The organism is Methanobrevibacter sp., assembly GCF_017427765.1.
GTDB lineage: Archaea > Methanobacteriota > Methanobacteria > Methanobacteriales > Methanobacteriaceae > Methanocatella.
Map to the genome: position 1 here is coordinate 1 of NZ_JAFRSC010000001.1, position 20,872 is coordinate 20,872.

Below are 20,872 nucleotides of genomic sequence, written 5' to 3' on the forward strand. Positions count from 1 at the left end.
TACTAAAAAAAGTTTAAATAAACAATTAAAAACTTTTAAAGACAGAAATCATATTTCTGACGAAGAATATCAAGAATGTCACAAACAACTGAAAATGATCAAAGATTTATTCGATTTAAATGATTATAATGAATTCAAAAACGAAGTACACTCATTAATTAATAGTAAAGATGATTTTCATCCAGTTATTTATAAAATAATTAGAAAATCAATCTTTCCAAGATATAAAAGCTTCATTCACCACTTAAAAGATAAACGAATTGAAAAAACAAGTAACAAAATTGAAAATGCCTTTCAAAAAACAATGCCAAAATCCAGAAAACGAACATTCAAGACCAAACGAGGCGTTTTAAAACGAATATATCGCAGAGATCTAATTTGGAATGACAATCGCAAAAACGATTTTGAAAATCAACAAAGTTTTTGAAAGAGTCGATTTTATGTTATAAATTTAAATAATATGTTTGAAGAAAATATTATCATATCAATATTTTCATCGTTTGGGAGTGGGTTCATATTCCGAATAAGGATGGTCAAGTAGAACATATTTACCGTGAAAAAACGGATAAGAGGATTTTGAAGAAAAATCCTTGGAGAGATTATAAATTACATGGTACTGTGCTTATTTTAGTTATTATCGCTGAATTGATAGGTACTATTAAGATTCCACTCACAAAGGATGTTGCAATTACTATAATGCCATTAATTTACACAATTATTTTAGGTCTTGTTTTCTATCTGGCAAAACCAATTAAATGGATTCAAAGAAAACAGGCCCGTATTGCTGAAGGGGCAATGATGCTTTTTATTGGTGTTTTAATTGCAAAATTGGCTGTTTCCAGTGGTCAATCAATCAGTCTTATTTTTGAAATGGGTCCTGCTTTAATATTGCAGGAATTGGGTCACTTAGCAACAATATTGGTTCTTCCAATCGCATTGCTTTTAGGATTTAAAAAAGAAGCTATCGGTATGACAAACTCCATTGGTCGTGAACCGAATGTGGCTGTTGTTGTGGATAAATTCGGGTTTAATTCTCCTGAATCAAGAGGAGTATTTGCAATATTTATTATAGGTACTGTAATAGGTACAATATTTATTAGTTTCTTGGTTACTTTCTCCCTATCTTTCATACCTCTTCACCCATATGCTTATGCAATGGCAAGTGGTGTGGGTAGTGCTAGTATGAATGCAGCGGCTATTGGACCTACTCTTGCAGCATTTCCTGGTTTGGAAACTCAAATTGAAGCATTTGCAGGATTCAGTAATTTACTTTCATTCTGTGTTGGAATCTACATTGTAATATTTGTTGCACTTCCATTAACTGAAAAAATGTACAACTGGTTAGAACCAAAAATAGGAAGGGAAGCACTTGTTCCGGAAAAAAAGGAGGATGAATAATGCCTGATTTAATTGATGGATCTGAAAATGTTACAGTTCATGGTATTTTCAATTGGATTTTATTGCTGGTGATATTTTCAATCATTACTGTAATAGGAAATAATTTGGGTTATAAACATCCTATGGCGGATTCATTGGTTGGTATGGGAATATTGTCCGTTATTACTCTTGCAGGTGTTTGGCTAGAGAGATATTTGCCGTTCAACATTTCTTCAATTCTGTACATCAGTGTATTCGGTATTCTACTTGCATTTCCAGGAATGCCAACATCAGAATTTGTTTTATATTATGTCTCAAAAGTGGAACTTTTATCTATTGTTACCGTATTTTTAGCTTATGTCGGTATTGGTATGGGTAAAAGTTGGGATGAATTTAAGGCACTGGGCTGGAGAGCAATTGTCATAACCGTTTTGGTCATTGCATCAACATACTACGGGGCAGCTATTGTTGCTCATATTGTACTGGTTTTAACTGGTGTTCCTGCGGTTTAAATCAATTTTTTAAATATCTCTTTTTCACACACATTAAATTTTTAATACTACTTTTGACATATATTAAGATAGGTGTTTTATGTTTTTAAAAAATATTTCTAAATTTATTTCAAACTATCGCTATGAACAAGCAACTGTGGAATCCATCACCACTGTAAAAGCTGCTTTTTTAGACTTTTTTGGGGTAACCTATAGGGGATCCGATGAAAATGCTTCTAAAATGGCATTCAATACAGTTGAAGAAATATTTTCAGGAAACTTTAAGTTAAATTTAAAAGCTTCAGTTATTGGAAGAAATTTAAAAACTGACATTCTTAGTGCCGGCTTTTTAAATGGTGTTTCTGCTCATGTATTGGAGTTGGATGATGGTCATAGAGGTGCTCAGATTCATTTGGGAGCAGTGATATTTCCAACAGCATTAGCCATTGCCGAAAGTCATGATTTAAGTGGAAAAGAGTTTTTAGAGGGAGTTATGGTAGGTTATGAAGTTGGAATTTTGCTTGGTAAAATTGCAAATCCCATGCACAGAGATAAGGGATTTCATACCACTGGTACAATTGGAACATTTGTTGCAGGAGCTGTTGCTTCAAAACTACTTAAACTTGATGATGAACAAATTTTAAACGCTTTGGGTTTGTGCGGAACTCAGGCTGCAGGACTTTTGGAATCTGACCATGGAGGATCAATGGGCAAGGCACTTCACGTAGGTAAGGCCGTTTATAATGGAATTTTATCTGCAACTCTTGCAAGAAACGGTTTTACTGGTAGTGAGACAATTTTTGAAGGAAATGAAGGATTTTTAAAAACAATGGTGTATGATGATGGATATGCTCCGGATGATTTTTCTTTTGAAAGTGTTTTGAAGGATGTTGGCAGAGTCAGGGTTAGAGACATATACTTTAAAAAATATCCATTTTGCAGGCATATTCACTCTTCAATAGATACTGCGTTAAAACTGAAAGCAAGTATTGGTGAGGAGTATGACCATATTGAAAATATTGCTGTTAAAACATATTCTGTTGCAGCGGAACATAATAATTTTAATCCTAAAAATGTGGAGGAGTTAAAGCAATCACTTCCGTATGCTGTTGCAATATCACTGGTCGTTGGAGAGGTTACAGTTGACGATATTAATCAACTTATTGAATATGGTCTTTTGGATAATTATTCTACTGTAGATAAGGTAAACAGTATTAAAAATTTAGTCAATAGGATGATTATTCTTTCCGATGATAAATTGAATGAATTATATCCTGAAAAAAGACCTTCAAACGTTATTATTAAATTGGATAAGGCGTTTAGAAATGGAGTATTTCAAAATCTCACATTGCTTCCAAAAGGAGACTTTGAAAATCCATATCAGTTAAGTGAATTGATAGATAAATTCAAATCCAATAATCCTCTTTATGATATAAGAAACCTCACGGTTATTGATTCACTGGAAGATTATTCTATGAAATATGTTGTTGAAAAATTAAATGGTAGGTAATATGAATAATACGAAAGAATTCTTAAAAAAAATAGGTATCGAAGAACCATCTGGTGATTTTAAATCATCTAAGCGATTTGGGGATGGTGGCCAGTATCGTTTTGAGGTTCCTGGAATACAATCTCCAAAAACAATGAGTGCACTTTTAAAAGAATCTTTAAAGAACAATGTTTTTATTCATAGGGTTACTCAAACAAAAGGAATAATGCTTTTAACTGACAGTGAAATTAAAGAAATGGTGGATTTGGCTATTGATTACGGTTGTGAGTTATTTTTATCTGTTGGTCCGAGAGCAACATATGATACTTCAGCCACAGTACATACAAAAGAGGGAAGCAGAATCGGATATCGTCTTAGAGGTTATGACAATTTAGTTTATGCAATTGAAGATGTAAAAAGAGCCTGCAATATTGGAGTAAGGGGAATATTGCTCTATGATGAAGGTTTGCTTTGGGTTTTAAATAAGATGCGCTCTGAAGGTGAACTTCCAAATAATGTTCATTTTAAATTATCTGCACATGCAGGTCATTCAAACCCTGCTTCAGCAAAATTGCTTGAAGATATGGGTCTTAACTCTTTAAATCCTGTTAGGGATTTGCAAATTCCGATGATTGCTGCTATTAGAAAATCAATAGACATTTCAATTGATCTTCACACTGAAAATCCAAAATCTACTGGCGGTTTTATAAGGCATTATGAAGTTCCTAAATTCATTGATGTTGCATCTCCAGTTTATTTAAAAACTGGAGGTTCTGTTGCGGCAAATCATAATTGGGATACAACAGAAAAAGAAGCAATAGCTCGTATTAAACAAGTGATGCTGGTTAAAAGAATGATTGACAGTTACTGTCCTGATGCAATTGCGTCTCCTAATCAGTCCAGTGACCTATCAGTTCCTGAGTGATTTTATGGATATTTTGCAAGATATTTCCAAATCAATAATTGATGCATCAACAAAATTAAGTGATGATAAATTAAATGCTTTAAAAAGAGCTATTGATGTTGAAGATAATGAAAATGCCCGTTGGGCATTATCACAAATTTTAGAAAATTATAATGTTGCTTTTAAAACAAAATTTCCGTTATGTGATGATACTGGCATTCCACATGTAATTATTGAGATGGGATGTGAAAGAGAAATTTCTGGTGAATTGTTAAATCAGATTCATGAAGGAATTGAACTGGGATTGAACAATCTTCCCGCAAGGCCTATGGCAGTAAAAGGCAATGAAATAGAACGAATAGAACAAAATATGGGGTTATATGAAAAACCGGGGATGCTTAAACCTGCATCGGTTTTAATTGATTGTCATACTGATGAGTCCAGCTATAAAAGAGACATATCTCCGGACACATTAAATATTCATTTTATCTTAGAAGGCGGGGGTCCTGAGATTAGGGCTAAAACATACAGAGTTTATCATAAACGTTCTTTTTATAATGTAATCGATACTGCATGCGAATGGTTATCCGATTCATTAAATTTGCTTGGTTGCACTCCATCAATCCCATCAATTGGCATTGGAAGAACACACTATGAAGCTAATGCCCTTCTTTTGAAATCGATTGCATATGGAAATCTGGATAATCTAAGTGATGTTGAACGGTATGTCAGTGATAAACTAAACGAAACTGGTATTGGTCCTTTGGGTTTAGGCGGCAAGACTACTGTTTTAGGCTCTTATGTAAATATTGGTAACCAGAGGGCAAGTGGTGTTAGGATAGTTGCAGTTAGACCGTCATGTTTTGTTGAGCCAAGAGTAGCAACATTAAAATTGTAATGTTTATAAATTTAAAAATAATTAAGTAAAAAAGGTACATTAAAATGAATGATAATAATTTTAGGGTAAATTCCCATTCTCTAAAAACAGCTATATCTCGTGTTGAAACAGATAAGATTGTTACCAGAGGTTATAATCAAAGAGATTTGATAGAAAAAATCAGATATAGTGACATGGTTTATTTAATGTTAAAAGGGAGATTGCCATCAGTTCAGGAAGGAAAAATATTTAATCAGGTTTTAGTTTCATTCTGTGACCATGGTGCAACCCCTCCAAGCACTCAGACTGCCCGTCTCGTTGCATCATCAGGTTCTCCATTGAATTCTGCAGTGGCGGGAGCATTATTATCTTTTGGACATAAGCATGCTGGTGCAATTGAAAAAACAATGGAACTATACCAGTCAAGGATTAATTCCCTTTATTTAACTGATGATTCAAACATTGACAACAAGCAGATTGCCAGTTTGGCTATTGACATATATAATGAGTATATGTCCGGTGATAAAAAATTGCCAGGTTTTGGCCATAGGTATCATAATGTAGACCCGAGGGCAGATAAACTGATGGAACTTGTAATTAAGCAGGGTTTTATTGGTCCGCATATTAAGCTGGCTTTGGCTGTTGAAGACTTAATTTATCAAAAAAAGAAAATCAGACTCAATGTTGACGGTGCAAATGCAGCAATCTTATCTGATTTGGGATTTTCTCCAGATTTGGGTTTGGGAGTTTTCATGATTGGAAGGTTACCTGGTATTATTGCACATATTCACGAAGAGAAGATGGATGAAGAGGAATTTAGAAGATTTTGCGATTTGGATGACATAATATATGATGGAGGAAGATAAAATGGAATTTATAGATGTTATTAATGAAAGATATAGTGTTAGAGGATATTTGGATAAACCTGTTGAAGATGAAAAACTTGAATATGTTCTAAAAGCAGCAACAATTGCACCAACAGGCATTAATGCACAGGCCTTTAAAGTTTATGTTATTGATGCTAAAAAATACAAAGAAGACCTGTCTAAAATTTATGGTGCAAAATGGTTTACCGAAGCTCCTTATGTGTTGTGCGTCGTTGCCATAATGGATAAGGCTTGGACAAGACCATGGGATGGAAGAAACATTGCAGATATTGATGCAACAATTGTAATGGATCATATGATTCTTGCAGCTCAGGATGTAGGTCTTGGCACATGTTATATTGGTGCATTTAAGAAATATGAAGCTCATAAATTCTTAAACTTGAAAGAAAACGAAGAACCAATATTATTTACTCCTTTAGGTTACGGAAACGCTGAGCCAAGGGACACTCCTAGAAAGGAATTGGATGAATTTGTAGTCTACATTGATTAAAATGAAATTGTTAATATTGAGTGCAGATAATTCTAAAGAGATGGAAAACATTGCTGAAGAATTATCTCAAAAAAAATTTAAGTTGGTTGAACAGGATTCTGACTTTATATTGATGAGAAAAAGAAGATATGGAAATCCATTAATACACGTAGTATGTTTAATCCTGGCTTTATCCACGATTTCATTACTTATTTTCATTAATGTTGGGTATTTTATGTACTCCTATCTGTGGGCTTCTCCACACGTGTTAATTACTACTGAAAAAGTTTCAGACGAAGGCACTCCTTTAGAATTCAATAGTATGGATGAAGTTTTAAGTAAAGCTAATGCTATTCTATGATTTCATCTACACTATACTCTTCTATTTTTCTTATTACCAATGGATTTTCACTGTTCAAATATTCGGATTCCTCACCTATTTTTGCATTGATAAACACTTCATCAACACTAGGTTCTGTAAATAATGTAATTATGTCTGATAAGAATTCATCGTAGTCCTTTTGGACATTTTCGTCACTAAAACCTAATCTTGGCAGTTCATCTGTCCAAATATCTTCTCCTGGTGAGAATTTCTTATCAATTAGTTTATTATCCTTTATTTCACTGTCCAGGGTAATTGAAAAATTTTTGTTAAGAATTATCCAAACTGCTCTATCCATGTATATTCATCTAAATGTGATGGTATAAATATTATGAAGTTATAACTAAATGTAAGTGTTATTATGGCAAATGTAAAAATGTTTAAATTATTAGGGGTAATGTTGGCATTGGTGTTAATTATTTGGGGATTATCTCCAATTTTAAGACACGAGCCACTAACAAATAATGTTATTGCAACTGCAATTATACTGGTTTTAATTGGAATTGCTTATTTAATAATAATGCTTAACCCTGGTTGGACCAAGGCAGTATTTTTCTTTGAGGGAATTGTTATTGGTGTTGCAGGGTATATGTTGTTGGATTTTCCATACAATATAGAACTCCTTATAGTGGGTTTAATCATAGTAATAATAGCAATACTTGCGTATTTAGAAAAATTACCTCCTAGTATATTGAAATGGTTCTATAGATAGCTTATTTTTCTTTTATTATTTTTTTTATTTAATTTTTTTATCTAAATATTAAAATTTGAATACTTTTTTTTATTCTAATTTAAATTTCAGCTATTTTTACAAATATTAAATAGTAAAAGATATATATATTGCACAATAAAAATAAATACACCATGGTGATTTATTATGGCAGAGATATCAGACGCAATCGCAATGATAAAAAAAGCTGAAGCTGATGCTGAGCAACTCATTATTGATTCAGAGTCTCAATCTAAAGACTTAATTGCTGAATCTAATGTAAAAGCTGAGGAAATCATTTCCGCAGCTAAAAGCGCAGCAGAAGAAGAAGCGAAAAATACTGTTTTTGATGCAGAAGATAAAGCTAAAGAAGAAGCACAATCTATTGCTCAACAGTCTGAAAAAGATGTTGCAGCTTTAAAAGAGAAAGCTATGGCAAATGTAGATAATGCTGCTTCAATTATTGTCAAAAATATTTTGTAGTGTGAGATTATATGTTCAAGACAGCTAGAATGCGTAAAATTAGAATTGTTACACTTGATAAGTATGTAGCCCCTACAGTGGATGCTCTCCACGAATCTGGGCTTGTACAAGTCAGTGATATTTCTGATAGCATTCAGCAAGATCCTGAATTAGCGGAATTAGTAACTCCGGCAAAAGCTACTCCATACACTGGTAAGATATCTTCTCTTCTTATGAAAACAAATGGTATATCTGAACTATTAGGAAATTCTTTATCAGAAGGCCATGGGTTAAAAGATACATTAATGTCTTTTATTAGTCCAGACATGCCTGTTCAAAAAGAAGTTGAAGCTCTAGATACTGAAGCTTTTATTCAAAAAGCTGAAGATACATTGGCTCAGGTGGAGTCTAAAACACATGTTATTGAAGGAAAACTAGCCGCACTCGACGCTGAAACAAGTGAACTCAAGTCTAATAAAAGTTTGGCTAAGCACTTATCCAATTTTGACATGGATTTAGCTCTTTTAAAAGATTCAAAGTACACTTCTACTACTGTTGGTAGGATTAATGCTGAATCTACTTCAGAAATCAAAAATCAATTAAGTAACTTGACAGATGAATTAGAAGTATTTACTGTTCCTGCGGAAGATAAAGAAGGAGAAATTATCACCGTAGTGACATTAAAAGAATATAGTGATGAAGTTTATTCAACACTTCGTAAATTTGACTTTGAGAAAGTTGAAATAGGAAACGTTGAAGGTACTCCTCAACAGATTATTTCAAACGCTGATTCCAGATTGTTAACAATTGATTCAGAACGTGCTGCTGTTAAAAAAGAATTAAGAGCAGTCGCTGAACAATGGGACGATGATGTATTAGCTCTCAAAGAACAATTAGAGAATGAAAAAGAAAAGAACGAAATTCTTTCATCATTTGTTCAAACTAAAGATGCTTACATCTTTGAAGGTTGGGTGCCTGAAAAGGATGTCGAAAAAGTTGAACAATTAGTTGAAAAAAGTTCTGATGGACATTGTGCCTTTGAAACAATAGAGGTTGAAGGTACAGATGATGAAAATGTTCCTGTTTTACAACAAAACGGATGGTATGCAAAACCTTTCGAATACCTTGTTGATATGTACTCACCGGTACGTTACAATGCAATTGATCCAACAATATTTGTTGCAATCACATTCCCATTCTTCTTCGGTTTCTGTTTAACCGATGCAGTATATGGTCTAGCAGTATCTGCTATTGGTGTAGTATTGCTAAAAGGTCTTGGAAAAGTTAAAGAATCAATGCATTCATTCGGTTGGATTTTAATCTGGTCTGGTCTGTGGGCCGTTATACTGGGTTTAATAACCAATGGTTTTATTGGGGACTTCCCGGAAAGATTAGCTGGTTTCCGTTTACCAACCGTTGTTGGTGCGGTTGAAGCATTTAAACATCCTGATACTATTTTGATTATAGCTATCGCAGTTGGTCTTATTTACACAAACATCGGATTTATCTTAGGTGCAATCAACAACTTAAGATACGGTAATGTTAAAGAAGCTATTGGTTCTCAAATTTGTTGGTTTGTATTTGAAGCTGGAATAATTTTCCTTGCATTAGGATATTTAATGCCTGCAATCGGTATGATTGGTATGGCATTAGGTGGAATTTTAATTATTGCAACTATTGGAATGTTAGTATGGGCTAACGGTGCATACGGTGTAATGGATATTTTCGGTTACATGGGAGATGTATTATCTTATGCTCGTCTTTTAGCATTATGTTTAGCTACAGGTGGTATTGCTATGACAGTAAACATCTTAGCTCAAATGATTAATGGTATGGTTCCATATGCAGGTATTGTATTGGCAATATTCATATTCATATTCGGTCATATTGCAAACTTCGCTTTCCAAGTATTAGGTGCATTTATTAACGCTTTACGTCTTAACTATGTAGAGTTCTTCTCACAATTCTTCATGGAAGGTAAAGGTAAATTCGAAGCTTTCAAAGCAAAAAGAACATTTACAAAACTTAAAAATTAAAAATTTTTCATTTATATCTTAAAACAAAATTTAAAAATCAATATTATTTCAAAGGTGAATTAAATATGGTAGAAATTGCTTTAGGTACTGCTTTAGCAGCTATTGGTGCTGGAGTAGCAATTGGTTTTGCCGGATTAGGTTCCGGTTTAGGTCAAGGTATGGCAGCTGCTGGTTCTGTAGGAGCAGTTGCAGAAGACAATGACATGTTTGCAAGAGGTATTATTTTCTCTGCTTTGCCAGAAACTCAGGCTATTTACGGTTTCTTGGTTGCAATCTTATTATTAGTATTCTCAGGATTACTGGGTGGAGGACAAGGATTACCTACTGAAGCAGGTATTGTAGCTATTGGTGTAGGTGCATCCATTGGTTTCGCTGGTTTAGGTTCCGGTATGGGACAAGGTATGGCAGCAGCATCTTCCGTTGGTGCTATTGTAGAAGACAATGATATGTTTGCTCGTGGTATTATCTTCTCTGCATTACCAGAGACACAAGCTATTTACGGTTTCTTGATTGCTATTTTACTTATGGTATTCGGTGGAATCTTAGGTTAAGGAGGCAATTTATATGAGCTCAGGCACAGATAAAATTGTTTCAAGCATTATGTCTGAAGCCCAAGGGAAAGCTGATGTAATCATTCAAGAAGCTAATGCAGAAGTTTCATCAATTACTGCAAAAGCTGAAAAAACTGCAGAAGCTGAAAAAGCTAAAATATCAGATAATGGTAAAAAACAATCTGAAATGAGATATCAGCAAATTATCTCTGAAGCTAAGATGAATGCTCGTAGAGCTGAATTAGGCGCTAAAGAAGAAGTCATTGAAGCGGCATTTGCAAAAGCTACTGATGCTCTTAAAGCTAAAGCTGCTTCCGATGATGATGAATATAAAGATTCATTAAGTAAAATGATTAAAGAAGCTACAGATGAAATTGGTAGTAAAGATTTAATCTTACAATTAAATGAAAAAGATACACAAAACATGAAAGATCAACTTTCAGGAGTCTCTACTTTCCAAATTGAGGACATTACTTTTACTTTAGGTGAACCTATTGATGCTATAGGTGGAGCTGTTTTAAAAACAAGTAATGGAGATATTGAAGTAAATAATACTATTGAAGCTAGATTAGATAGATTTAAAAGTATGTTACGTAGTGAAGTTGCTGAAGTTTTATTTAAATAATTAGGAGGATAAATTATGGCAGATGAAATTGCTACATTAATAAGTTCTGTTGGACTTACACAAGAAACATTTCTTGTATTCTGTGTAATTGCAGTTCTTATTGTTGGTGCAGTAGTTGTAATCATTGCATCTAGACCAATTTTGGACATTTATCCTTATCTTAACCCAAGTGCAAGAGTAAGAGCAAGAAAAGGAAGATTATTTGACGAAAAACAACTCTCTGAAATTGTTGAAACAAACAATGTTGAAGAAGTTGAAAACTATCTCAAAGGTATTCCTGAATATGCTGATGTTCTTGACGAATATCCTCTTGATAAAGCATTAGATGTTGAACGTGCTAATACTTATGACTTTGTTGCAAGATTAGCTCCTAAGGAAGTAAAAGATCCTTTTGTTATCATGTCTAAAAAAACTGATATAGATAACATTAAAAGTCTTTTAACTGCTAAGGAAGTCGGTCTCAGTCCAGAAGAAACAAGAGAATTATTAATTCCTTGCGGATCTCTATACTCCGATTTAGAATCATTGGCTGATGCTGACAGTGTAACTGATATTGTTACAAGTTTAGACGGTACTGAATATTCTGCTGCTTTAGAAGATGCTCTTCCACAATATGAAGACACTAATATGATTCTTCCATTAGAATCTGCTTTAGATAAATATTATTTAGGCAAGTTATTACGTTCTTCTGATGTTCCTGCTGATGAAAACAGACAAATTATGTATGCATATGTTGGAACTCAAGTTGATGTAGCTAATCTTAAACTAATTATAAGGGCTAAAGAAGATGGTCTTGATTATGATGCAATCTCTCCTTATATATTAGAAGAAGGATACCAATTACGTGAATGGAAACTTAAAGATTTAATGGAATCTCCTGATGTTACTAATGTAATATCCGGTTTAGAAGGAACAAAATATGCACATGCATTAACTGATGCTATGCCAGTTTACAACGAAACTGGTTCAGTTGCTGTATTTGAAAAAGCATTGGATGTATATGCTTCCGATTATGCTAAATCTTTATCTTCTAAAAAACCATTAGGTATTGGTCCAATTATTGGTTATTTAAGTCAAAAAGAAAATGAAATTAAAAATTTAAAAATTATTGCAAGAGCAAAAAGAGAAGCAGACTTCCCTAATTCAAAAATCATGGAGATGTTAATATGAGTTCTGTAGCAATTATAGGTGATATTGACACAGTATCTGGATTTAGATTAGGTGGTGTCAAAAAAGCAGAAGTTGTTAACTCTGCTGAAGAAGCTATTGCGGCTTTTGATAAATTTTTAGATGAAGAAATTTCAATTATTATCATTACTCAATTAATGGCTAATGAGATAAGAGAACACATTAATAGAAAAATTGGTTCAAATGTTTTACCAATGATAATTGAAATACCTGATAAAGATGGGTCCTCAGGAGGATCATCTGATCAAATAAATGAGCTTATTAAAAGAGTTATCGGGGTAGAGATGGTTAAATGATTATTGAAGGAAAAATTATTAAGATTGCTGGGCCTGTTATTATCGCAGATGGTATGAGAGGGGCTCAGATGCTTGAGATGGTTAGGGTAGGTGACGAGAAGCTTATCGGGGAAATCATTGAGCTTGAAGGTGACACCGCAACTATCCAAGTATATGAAGAAACAGCCGGTATCCAACCGGGTGAAGTAGTTGAATGTACAGGAGGTCCATTGTCAGTAGAACTTGCTCCAGGTGTAATGAGTTCCATTTTTGATGGAATTCAAAGACCATTAAGAATCATCAGAGAAGAATCTGGTGATTTTATTGCAAGAGGTATTGATGTAGATTCAGTAAACAAAGAGAAAAAATGGGCTTTCAAACCTGTAGCTAAAGTTGGAGATGTCTTACAAGGTGGAGACGTTCTTGGTGAAGTTCAAGAAACCACTGCTGTATTACACAAAATTATGGTACCTCCAACCCTCGAAGGTGAAGTTACTGAAATTGCTGCTGAAGGCGAATACACTGTATTAGATGATATTGCTACTGTTGGTGGAGAAAAAGTTCAAATGCTCCAAAAATGGCCGGTAAAAAGAAGCCGTCCATACATTGAAAAATTAGACCCAGATATACCTTTAGTAACTGGTCAAAGAGCACAAGATACTTTCTTCTCCGTAGCTAAAGGAGGAGCAGCAGCTATTCCAGGTCCTTTCGGATCAGGTAAAACTGTTACACAGCAACAATTGGCTAAATGGGCTGACGCAGATATCGTTGTATATATCGGATGTGGAGAACGTGGTAACGAAATGACTGAAGTACTTACTGAATTCCCATTCCTTGACGACCCTAAAACCGGTAACCCATTGATGGACAGAACTGTTCTTATTGCAAACACTTCCAACATGCCGGTAGCAGCTCGTGAAGCATGTGTATATACTGGAATTACTATTGCTGAATACTACCGTGACCAAGGTTACGATGTAGCACTTATGGCAGACTCAACTTCAAGATGGGCAGAAGCTATGAGGGAAATTTCTGGAAGATTAGAAGAAATGCCTGGGGAAGAAGGTTACCCTGCATACTTAGCATCCAGATTAGCACAATTCTATGAAAGAGCAGGAAGAGTAAAAACTATTGGTAGTGAACCAAATGTTGCATCTATTTCTGTAGTTGGTGCAGTATCACCTCCTGGTGGGGACTTATCTGAACCTGTTACTCAAAACACATTACGTATCTGTAAAGTGTTCTGGGCATTAGACGCATCTCTTGCGGATAAACGTCACTTCCCTTCAATTGACTGGTTACAAAGTTATTCATTATACGTAGACAGTATTGAAGGCTGGTGGGCTGAAAACGTAGCAGAAGATTGGAGAGCAACTCGTGACCAAGCTATGGGATTATTACAAAAAGAATCCGAGTTACAGGAAATTGTACAATTAGTCGGTCCTGATGCATTACCTGAAACTGACCAAGCTACTTTAGAAACTACTCGTATGTTAAGAGAAGATTTCTTACAACAAAATGCATTTGATGATGTAGACACATACTGTGCACCGGATAAACAATACAAAATGTTAAAAACTATCCTTTTATTCTACAAAGAATCTCTTGCAGCTGTTAACAGAGGAGCACCAATTGCAAACATTGTAGCTTTACCTGTTAAAGAAGAAATCGGTAAAATGAAATATATACCACAAGATGAATTTGATGCAAAAATCGCTGAAATTCAATCCGCAATTACTAAACAATGCAGTGAGGCTTAAAAATGAATACAAATATTAAAACTAGAGAATATACTACTGTATCTGAAGTCTCAGGTCCTTTAATGGTTGTTGAAGGCGTAGAAGGCGTTGGTTACAATGAAATTGTAGATATTGAAACACCTACTGGTGAAAAAAGAAGTGGACAAGTTCTTGAAGTAACTAAAGATGTTGCTGTTATTCAAGTTTTCGAAGGAACTAATGACTTAAACACTAAAGATACCAAAACCAGATTCACTGGTCAAACCGCAAAAATCGGTGTATCCAGAGACATGATGGGCCGTATCTTTAACGGTATCGGTAAACCTATTGACGGTGGGCCTGAAATTATTCCTGACGAAGAATTAGATATTAACGGGGCTCCTATGAACCCTGCTTCTCGTGAATTCCCAGAAGAATTTATTCAAACTGGTATCTCTACCATTGACGGAATGAACACATTAGTAAGAGGACAAAAACTTCCTATTTTCTCAGGATCTGGTTTACCTCACAACGATTTAGCTGTACAGATTGCAAGACAAGCTAAAGTATTAGGAGCTGACGATGAATTCGCAGTAATTTTCGCAGCTATGGGTATTACAAACGAAGAAGCAAACTTCTTTATGAGAGACTTTGAACGTACTGGAGCTTTGGAAAAATTAACAGTATTCATGAACTTAGCAGACGACCCTGCTATTGAAAGAATCTTAACTCCAAAAATGGCTTTAACTACTGCTGAATATTATGCATTTACCTTAGGTATGCAAGTATTAGTTATCTTAACAGATATGACTAACTACTGTGAAGCTTTAAGGGAAATTTCTGCAGCAAGAGAAGAAGTACCTGGAAGAAGAGGTTACCCTGGTTACATGTACACTGACCTTGCAGGTATCTATGAAAGAGCAGGACGTATTGACGGTAAAGAAGGTTCAATTACTCAAATGCCTATCTTAGTTATGCCTCAAGACGATATTACTCACCCAATTCCAGATTTAACTGGATATATTACTGAAGGACAAATAGTATTAAGTAGGGAAATTTCCCGTAAAGGTATTTACCCTCCTGTAGATGTACTTCCTTCACTTTCTCGTTTGATGAGTGGTGGTATCGGCGGAGACAAAACTAGGGATGACCACAGTGGTGTATCTGACCAACTTTATTCTGCATATGCAGAAGGTCGTGAATTAAGAGACCTCGTTGCGGTTGTAGGGGAAGAAGCACTTACTGAAAGGGATCAAAAATTCTTAGAATTTGCTCAAGCATTTGAAGACCAGTTCATTACTCAAAGTAAAGATGAAGACAGAACTATCTTTGAAACTTTAGATCTTGGTTGGAGTTTACTTAAAATCTTACCTAAATCTGAACTCAAAAGGGTTAAAGAAGAATTTGTTGAACAATACCTTCCAAAAGACTAATATCATTGCAGTAATGTAGGTGATTAAATGGCACAAGATATTATAGATGGAATTAATCCAACTCGTATGGAATTATTATCTCTTAAAAATAGGACAAAACTTGCTGTTAAAGGGCATGGTTTGCTTAAAGAGAAAAGAGATGCTTTAATTAAAGAGTTTTTTGATATCTTGGATCGTGTCAAAGGTATTCGTGAAAACGCAGAATTAAGTCTAAAAGAAGCAAATGATGCTTTACTTGAAGCTCAAATTGCAATGGGTGATTTAGCTGTTAGAAAAGCAGCATTATCTGTTAAGGAATCTATTGATGTTGAGATTACTTCAAGAAGTGTTATGGGTGTTTCAGTACCTGTAACTGATGTCAAAATGGAAGAAAGGTCCATTATTGATAGGGGTTACGGATTCTCTGATACTACAATTCAATTAGACGAAGCTGCTAAAAAATTCGAGGAATCTATTAAGTATTTAATCGAGCTCGGTGAAGTGGAAAAAACAATTTATCTGCTTGCTGAAGAAATCGAAGCTACTAAACGTAGAGTTAATGCTTTGGAACATATTATGATTCCAAGATTCCAAAATACTGAAAAGTATATTGATATGAGACTCCAAGAAATGGAAAGGGAAAACTTCGTTAGATTGAAAATGATTAGATCAACTATTGAGAAGAATGAAAAAGCTGCTGCAGCAGCTGAAGAAGCTTCTAATGCAGAAGCTTAATTTTTTCTCATATCTTTTTATTTTCTTCTATTTTTATTTATTTTTTTAATTAAAGGTTAATTTGATTGTTATTTTTAAAAATAATTTTTATTATAAAGTTACTGTAAAAAAATTTCTTACTAGAAATTCAAGAAAATCGGTGTTAAAATGAAAAGGAATCCTATAGACCAATTTATGAAAGACCCGGATAATAAGGCTAGAGTATTTGTTTGGATAACTTATGGGATGGTTGCAACTACTTTTATGATTACATTGGGAGTAATATTATTTATTTTACACCTAGTTGGCTTTTTCTAGCTGCTTTTTGAACTTTTTGAGTTGTTAATTCTACTTTTTCATATAATTTTTCAAAATCACTATCTTTATCAATTATTGTTAGTAATGGCTCTGATTTTTCAGTGATTGAACCGATATGAGGAAGGTCATAAATATTGTTTAAATCTATTTTTTCGAATTTGTTTCGGTTTGGGGAATAAATTATTTTTTTATAGGAATAATATTTTGGTTTTGGAATTTCTATAATTTCTCCCTGACAAGCTTTGATATGTGCATCTAACATGTTGATGCCTAAAGATTTTTCTACACATTCAAATGTTCCCTGTATTCTCGGATTAATTTCTATAACATATAATCCATTTTCATTTAGAATGTAATCTACGCCATTTGATCCAATCAGATTAAATTTTTGCGCTAATTTTTCAGATGCAATTTCCATTTCACTGTTTATTTCATCGATATCTCTAACATCTGCCATAACAGATTCGTTAGTTAAAGGCAGAATATTACCAACATATATGAAACTGTTATTTTTTTCAAAATCATGTTGGGTTAGTAATCGTGTATTGATTATTGTTTTAGCATCATTTTTGCTTGCAAGCAGTGATGAACTTAAACTGATTCCCGGTATATATTCCTGCAATATGAATTCACCATCATTAAATTGAAGTTCTTTTTCATTATCTATTAGATTAATATCATACCCTCCACTTCCTTGAAGGGGTTTTAAAATAAATTGAATGTCTTCATAATTTTCACTTATTTCAAATGCCTCATCTATATCAGTTACATTAAAACTCTTAGGAGTTAAAAATTCATCTTTGATTTTTTTATAGAATCGGTATTTGTCTTCAATATTTTCAACATCTTTTGTTCCCAAAATCTTCTTTTTGTGTTTGTTTGAAAAATCAGATGGTGAAATGCCTGAAATTGGGATTATATAATCCACGTCGTCCAGATAATCTTTAGAAATTTCTAAAATATTTGCACTATTGAATTGATCTTCAAAAATACCGCAGCTTTGATTTTCCTGTTCATTTAAAATAATCTTCTGATTTTTGATTTGAGGTGTATCTGATGAGGAAAAATAGCTTGTGGAAAATATTTCGTAATCTAATTTCAATGCACTGTTAAGCATACTTCTTGTATCAATTCCAATAAGTAACAGCTTTTCCATAAATTATCAATAAAAATAGTTAATTAGAAATAGTCCCGAGCGGAGTCGAACCGCCGTCTCCGGGTCCAAAGCCTAGAAGGATTACCACTACCCTACGGGACTATAATATGTTGCACATATACAACAATAATATATATTATTCATGTAGTATTTAAACCTATCGGTATAATTATAATTTTTGATAAAATAAGCATTTTTCATGCCAGATACAATTAAAACAAATTTTAGACACACTATCTTTAGTATTGAAAATTGCATCTACCTTTTTGAATAATTCAACTGCATTATATTCTTTATCAATTTCAAATTTTTTCAAAACTTCCCCGTCCATATTAACAATTTTTTCATTTTGTGTTTCATTAATACATATTCCATTCTTTAGATTTGGACATGCCTTACAGATATCATCAGGGGAATTTGTAAGGATAATTGAAGTTGCAGTTTGTTTTCTTTTCACATTGACATCAGTCATATTTTCTACAAAGTTTTCATCATATCCGTATCCCTGAAAACCTTTAAGACACAACAGATGATGTCCTCTTAAAATAAGTTTCATTTAAATCAATAAAATAATAAAAAAAGAAAAAAAGTTTAAAAACTTTTTTTTAGTCTTTTGGTAAAAATACTTTAGATACTGAAGCTGCACCTAATATCTTTACAATATCTCCTGCAATAAATGGAACAAGACCCATCATTAAAAGATCAACAACACCTAATGTTGTTCCTTGGGTCAAAACGGACCATAATGCAAGGCCAGCTAATCCTGGAATATATATTAATGCAAAGTTTGCAATTCCAATAACGATTGCCATTCTTGTAAAATTACGTGCTTTTGCATATCTTTCAGTAATGTATCCTATAAAGTATGATGCTATTACGAATCCTACAAAGAATCCAAATGTTGAACCTAAAAATATTTCAAGTCCACCGGTCATGCCTCCAAACCAAGGAATGAAAGCAATTCCAAGCACAATATATAGGATTTGGCTTAAACAACCGTACTTTTTACCTAAGAATAAACCAGAACATAATACTGCAAAAGTTTGTGCAGTTATTGGAACTGGAGTCCATGGGAGTGGAATAATGATTTGAGCCATTATACCTGTAAAACATGCCATCAAAAGTGACATGAGCAATTTAGTTGCAGTACTAGAGTCCTGAATTCTTTCAAAAACGTTTTTTCTGGTACTGTAATAATTTTCCATATTGATATTCATTTTTTACCTCCAATTTCCGAATCCTATATAATATTTATTCATTATATTATTTTAGTGTTATGTTTTCAAATAAAAAATATGAATGAGAATAATTTATTCTCATTAGTCAGTTGTAATTAATTGTATGTTGTTTGGTTTTTTAACGATATTAACTGAGTTGACTGCAACTAATTTTTTAATACCTTTTTGTGATGCAACATCAACTAATCTTTGGCTGATAACACCATCAAAGATAACTGCTTCGGCAGTTCCATCTATGTTTTTAATTTCTTCATAGATTTCTTCCACTTCCACTTCTTTAGTCATATTTAATGCTTCATCTAAAATAGCTCCGCTACCGGTACCTTCAAATTCTTTAAGCATGTCTTTCATTAAGGTTACTTCATCATCTTCGATTACCGGTTCTTGTGCGTGTGGTTCTTCACGTTTGGAGTATTTGTTGTGTTGCTTTTTATGACGTCTGTCGTGTCTTCTGTTATCTTTTTTATTGTTTTCAGAGAAAATATTATTTGTTGCTAAAAATTGTGTTGTAGGAACTTTGTCTCTAAGTGCAATTAATACTTCGTCTTTTTCTAAGTCTTCCACTTCTTTTCCTTTTGGTGCACGGGTAATATAGTCAACTTCTCCAATCTGCAGGAGTTCTTTTAAAATTAACTCTCCACCTCTGTCTCCATCAACAAAAGCAGTTGTGGTTCTTTTTTTACTTAATTCACCAATAGACTTAGGAACACTCACTCCTTCAACAGCTACAGTGTTTTTAATTCCATATTTAAGTAAGTTTAATACATCACTGCGTCCTTCCACAACAATGATTGCATCAGAGGTGTGGATACTAGGACCTGCAGGTAAACGATCATCACCATATTCAGAGATTTCATGAACTCTCATTGCTTCTCTAACTTCTTCAATCATTTTCATGCTGGCTGGACCGACGCTTTCAACCATGTTTTTATAAATTTCTTTTGCACGGTTTACAACTTGTTCTCTTTTAACGGCCCTTACGTCCTCAACTTTTAAAGTTTGGATTTCAGCTTCGCAAGGTCCTACTCTATTAATTGTTTCGAGAGATGCTGCGAGAATGGCGGTTTCAACTCTGTCTAAACTGGACGGAATGACGATTTCACCTTTTGCCCTTCCGCTGTTGGAGTGGATATTAACTTGAATTCTGCCTATTCTTCCAGTACGTTGAAGCTCTCTTAAGTCTAAATCGTTACTGAGTAAACCTTCGGTTTGTCCGAATACTGCACCAACAACATCAGGTTTCTCAACAATTCCATTAGCTGTAATTTGAGCATGGATTAAATATTTTGTTGTTGTTAATTCTTCACCTTTTCCCATTTTTAAGCCTCCTAAAGCTTAATTTAATCGGGATAATTTATGTAATATCTAAATGATTTTAGTAAATGTGCATAAATTATACGATAAACTTATTTAACAGTCTAATATTTTATACACTAAAAAGAGTTAATACATTCGGAGAATTACTATTAAGGTTATCTAATATTTTCTAATTAAATTTGTTTTATTGTAAATTTATAAACTTTTAAACATTTATTTTGCCTTAATAATTGATTTTCTCCTGTCTTTGAATTAAATTAATAATAATTTGTAATAA

General features: G+C 33.6%; 24 protein-coding genes and 1 tRNA gene. 19 read left to right on the forward strand and 6 right to left on the reverse strand.

From position 1 onward, the window contains the following. The 9 genes from IJL02_RS00005 to IJL02_RS00045 form a co-directional block, all read left to right on the forward strand. A partial coding sequence (locus tag IJL02_RS00005; RefSeq protein WP_292807846.1) for a hypothetical protein occupies window positions 1–427 on the forward strand: 427 nt, incomplete at its 5' end. Between the two features lie 68 nt (window positions 428–495). After that, window positions 496–1,398 (forward strand): DUF3100 domain-containing protein, encoded by a 903-nt coding sequence (locus IJL02_RS00010; protein ID WP_342765162.1) that lies wholly within the window; start codon window positions 496–498, stop codon window positions 1,396–1,398. Continuing rightward, window positions 1,398–1,889 (forward strand): hypothetical protein, encoded by a 492-nt coding sequence (locus IJL02_RS00015; RefSeq protein WP_292807849.1) that lies wholly within the window; start codon window positions 1,398–1,400, stop codon window positions 1,887–1,889. The genes IJL02_RS00010 and IJL02_RS00015 overlap by 1 nt, the downstream gene beginning before the upstream one ends. A gap of 79 nt (window positions 1,890–1,968) precedes the next feature. Next, window positions 1,969–3,378: an MmgE/PrpD family protein gene (locus tag IJL02_RS00020; RefSeq protein ID WP_292807850.1), complete on the forward strand. Its 1,410-nt coding sequence runs from the start codon at window positions 1,969–1,971 to the stop codon at window positions 3,376–3,378. Window position 3,379: 1 nt separating this feature from the next. Beyond that, entirely contained in the window at window positions 3,380–4,282 is a 903-nt protein-coding gene (locus IJL02_RS00025; protein ID WP_292807852.1) for a peptidase, read from the forward strand. A 4-nt stretch (window positions 4,283–4,286) separates the two neighbouring features. Next, the gene (locus tag IJL02_RS00030) at window positions 4,287–5,159 is read left to right on the forward strand and encodes a fumarate hydratase (RefSeq protein ID WP_292807854.1); all 873 of its coding nucleotides are present in this window, start codon (window positions 4,287–4,289) and stop codon (window positions 5,157–5,159) included. A 44-nt stretch (window positions 5,160–5,203) separates the two neighbouring features. Next, window positions 5,204–6,004: a citryl-CoA lyase gene (locus tag IJL02_RS00035; RefSeq protein WP_292807857.1), complete on the forward strand. Its 801-nt coding sequence runs from the start codon at window positions 5,204–5,206 to the stop codon at window positions 6,002–6,004. A gap of 1 nt (window position 6,005) precedes the next feature. Then, window positions 6,006–6,515 carry a nitroreductase family protein gene (locus IJL02_RS00040; RefSeq protein ID WP_292807859.1) on the forward strand — a complete coding sequence of 170 codons (510 nt, stop codon included), beginning with the start codon at window positions 6,006–6,008 and terminating at the stop codon, window positions 6,513–6,515. Between the two features lies 1 nt (window position 6,516). Then, window positions 6,517–6,855, forward strand: coding sequence for a hypothetical protein (locus IJL02_RS00045; protein WP_292807861.1), 339 nt, complete (start codon window positions 6,517–6,519; stop codon window positions 6,853–6,855). Here IJL02_RS00045 and IJL02_RS00050 read toward each other — a convergent pair. Then, window positions 6,845–7,174, reverse strand: a complete 330-nt coding sequence (locus IJL02_RS00050; protein WP_292807863.1) for a hypothetical protein — start codon at window positions 7,172–7,174, stop codon at window positions 6,845–6,847. The genes IJL02_RS00045 and IJL02_RS00050 overlap by 11 nt on opposite strands. A gap of 63 nt (window positions 7,175–7,237) precedes the next feature. Here IJL02_RS00050 and IJL02_RS00055 point away from each other — a divergent pair, with 63 nt between their 5' ends. From IJL02_RS00055 to IJL02_RS00100, 10 genes are all read left to right on the forward strand, one after another. Beyond that, window positions 7,238–7,588: a hypothetical protein gene (locus tag IJL02_RS00055; protein WP_292807865.1), complete on the forward strand. Its 351-nt coding sequence runs from the start codon at window positions 7,238–7,240 to the stop codon at window positions 7,586–7,588. Between the two features lie 165 nt (window positions 7,589–7,753). Then, window positions 7,754–8,068: a V-type ATP synthase subunit H gene (locus IJL02_RS00060; RefSeq protein WP_292807867.1), complete on the forward strand. Its 315-nt coding sequence runs from the start codon at window positions 7,754–7,756 to the stop codon at window positions 8,066–8,068. Window positions 8,069–8,079: 11 nt separating this feature from the next. Further along, window positions 8,080–10,083, forward strand: a complete 2,004-nt coding sequence (locus IJL02_RS00065; RefSeq protein ID WP_292807869.1) for a V-type ATP synthase subunit I — start codon at window positions 8,080–8,082, stop codon at window positions 10,081–10,083. Between the two features lie 65 nt (window positions 10,084–10,148). Next, window positions 10,149–10,634, forward strand: a complete 486-nt coding sequence (locus tag IJL02_RS00070) for a V-type ATP synthase subunit K (RefSeq protein ID WP_069573492.1) — start codon at window positions 10,149–10,151, stop codon at window positions 10,632–10,634. A gap of 13 nt (window positions 10,635–10,647) precedes the next feature. Next, on the forward strand, window positions 10,648–11,259 hold the full coding sequence (locus IJL02_RS00075; protein WP_292807871.1) for a V-type ATP synthase subunit E: 612 nt from the start codon (window positions 10,648–10,650) through the stop codon (window positions 11,257–11,259). A 15-nt stretch (window positions 11,260–11,274) separates the two neighbouring features. Continuing rightward, a complete protein-coding gene (locus IJL02_RS00080) occupies window positions 11,275–12,429 on the forward strand; it encodes a V-type ATP synthase subunit C (RefSeq protein WP_292807872.1) in 1,155 nt (384 codons plus the stop codon). After that, on the forward strand, window positions 12,426–12,743 hold the full coding sequence (locus tag IJL02_RS00085; protein ID WP_292807874.1) for a V-type ATP synthase subunit F: 318 nt from the start codon (window positions 12,426–12,428) through the stop codon (window positions 12,741–12,743). The genes IJL02_RS00080 and IJL02_RS00085 overlap by 4 nt, the downstream gene beginning before the upstream one ends. Next, window positions 12,740–14,482: an ATP synthase subunit A gene (locus tag IJL02_RS00090; RefSeq protein WP_292807876.1), complete on the forward strand. Its 1,743-nt coding sequence runs from the start codon at window positions 12,740–12,742 to the stop codon at window positions 14,480–14,482. Before IJL02_RS00085 ends, IJL02_RS00090 begins: the two co-directional genes overlap by 4 nt. A 2-nt stretch (window positions 14,483–14,484) precedes the next feature. Further along, window positions 14,485–15,873, forward strand: coding sequence for a V-type ATP synthase subunit B (locus tag IJL02_RS00095; protein WP_292807878.1), 1,389 nt, complete (start codon window positions 14,485–14,487; stop codon window positions 15,871–15,873). A gap of 27 nt (window positions 15,874–15,900) precedes the next feature. Further along, window positions 15,901–16,587, forward strand: a complete 687-nt coding sequence (locus IJL02_RS00100; protein ID WP_292807880.1) for a V-type ATP synthase subunit D — start codon at window positions 15,901–15,903, stop codon at window positions 16,585–16,587. Between the two features lie 268 nt (window positions 16,588–16,855). On the opposite strand, the gene IJL02_RS00105 is transcribed toward IJL02_RS00100, so the two are convergent. From IJL02_RS00105 to dnaG, 5 genes are all read right to left on the reverse strand, one after another. After that, on the reverse strand, window positions 16,856–18,040 hold the full coding sequence (locus IJL02_RS00105; protein ID WP_292807882.1) for an ATP-grasp domain-containing protein: 1,185 nt from the start codon (window positions 18,038–18,040) through the stop codon (window positions 16,856–16,858). A gap of 30 nt (window positions 18,041–18,070) precedes the next feature. Next, window positions 18,071–18,142: transfer RNA gene (locus IJL02_RS00110), tRNA-Gln, on the reverse strand. Window positions 18,143–18,209: 67 nt separating this feature from the next. Next, window positions 18,210–18,596: a DUF1284 domain-containing protein gene (locus tag IJL02_RS00115; protein WP_292807884.1), complete on the reverse strand. Its 387-nt coding sequence runs from the start codon at window positions 18,594–18,596 to the stop codon at window positions 18,210–18,212. Window positions 18,597–18,645: 49 nt separating this feature from the next. Beyond that, window positions 18,646–19,251 carry a biotin transporter BioY gene (locus IJL02_RS00120; protein WP_342765163.1) on the reverse strand — a complete coding sequence of 202 codons (606 nt, stop codon included), beginning with the start codon at window positions 19,249–19,251 and terminating at the stop codon, window positions 18,646–18,648. Between the two features lie 108 nt (window positions 19,252–19,359). Then, entirely contained in the window at window positions 19,360–20,595 is a 1,236-nt protein-coding gene (dnaG, locus tag IJL02_RS00125; RefSeq protein WP_292807888.1) for a DNA primase DnaG, read from the reverse strand. Window positions 20,596–20,872: the final 277 nt, after the last annotated feature.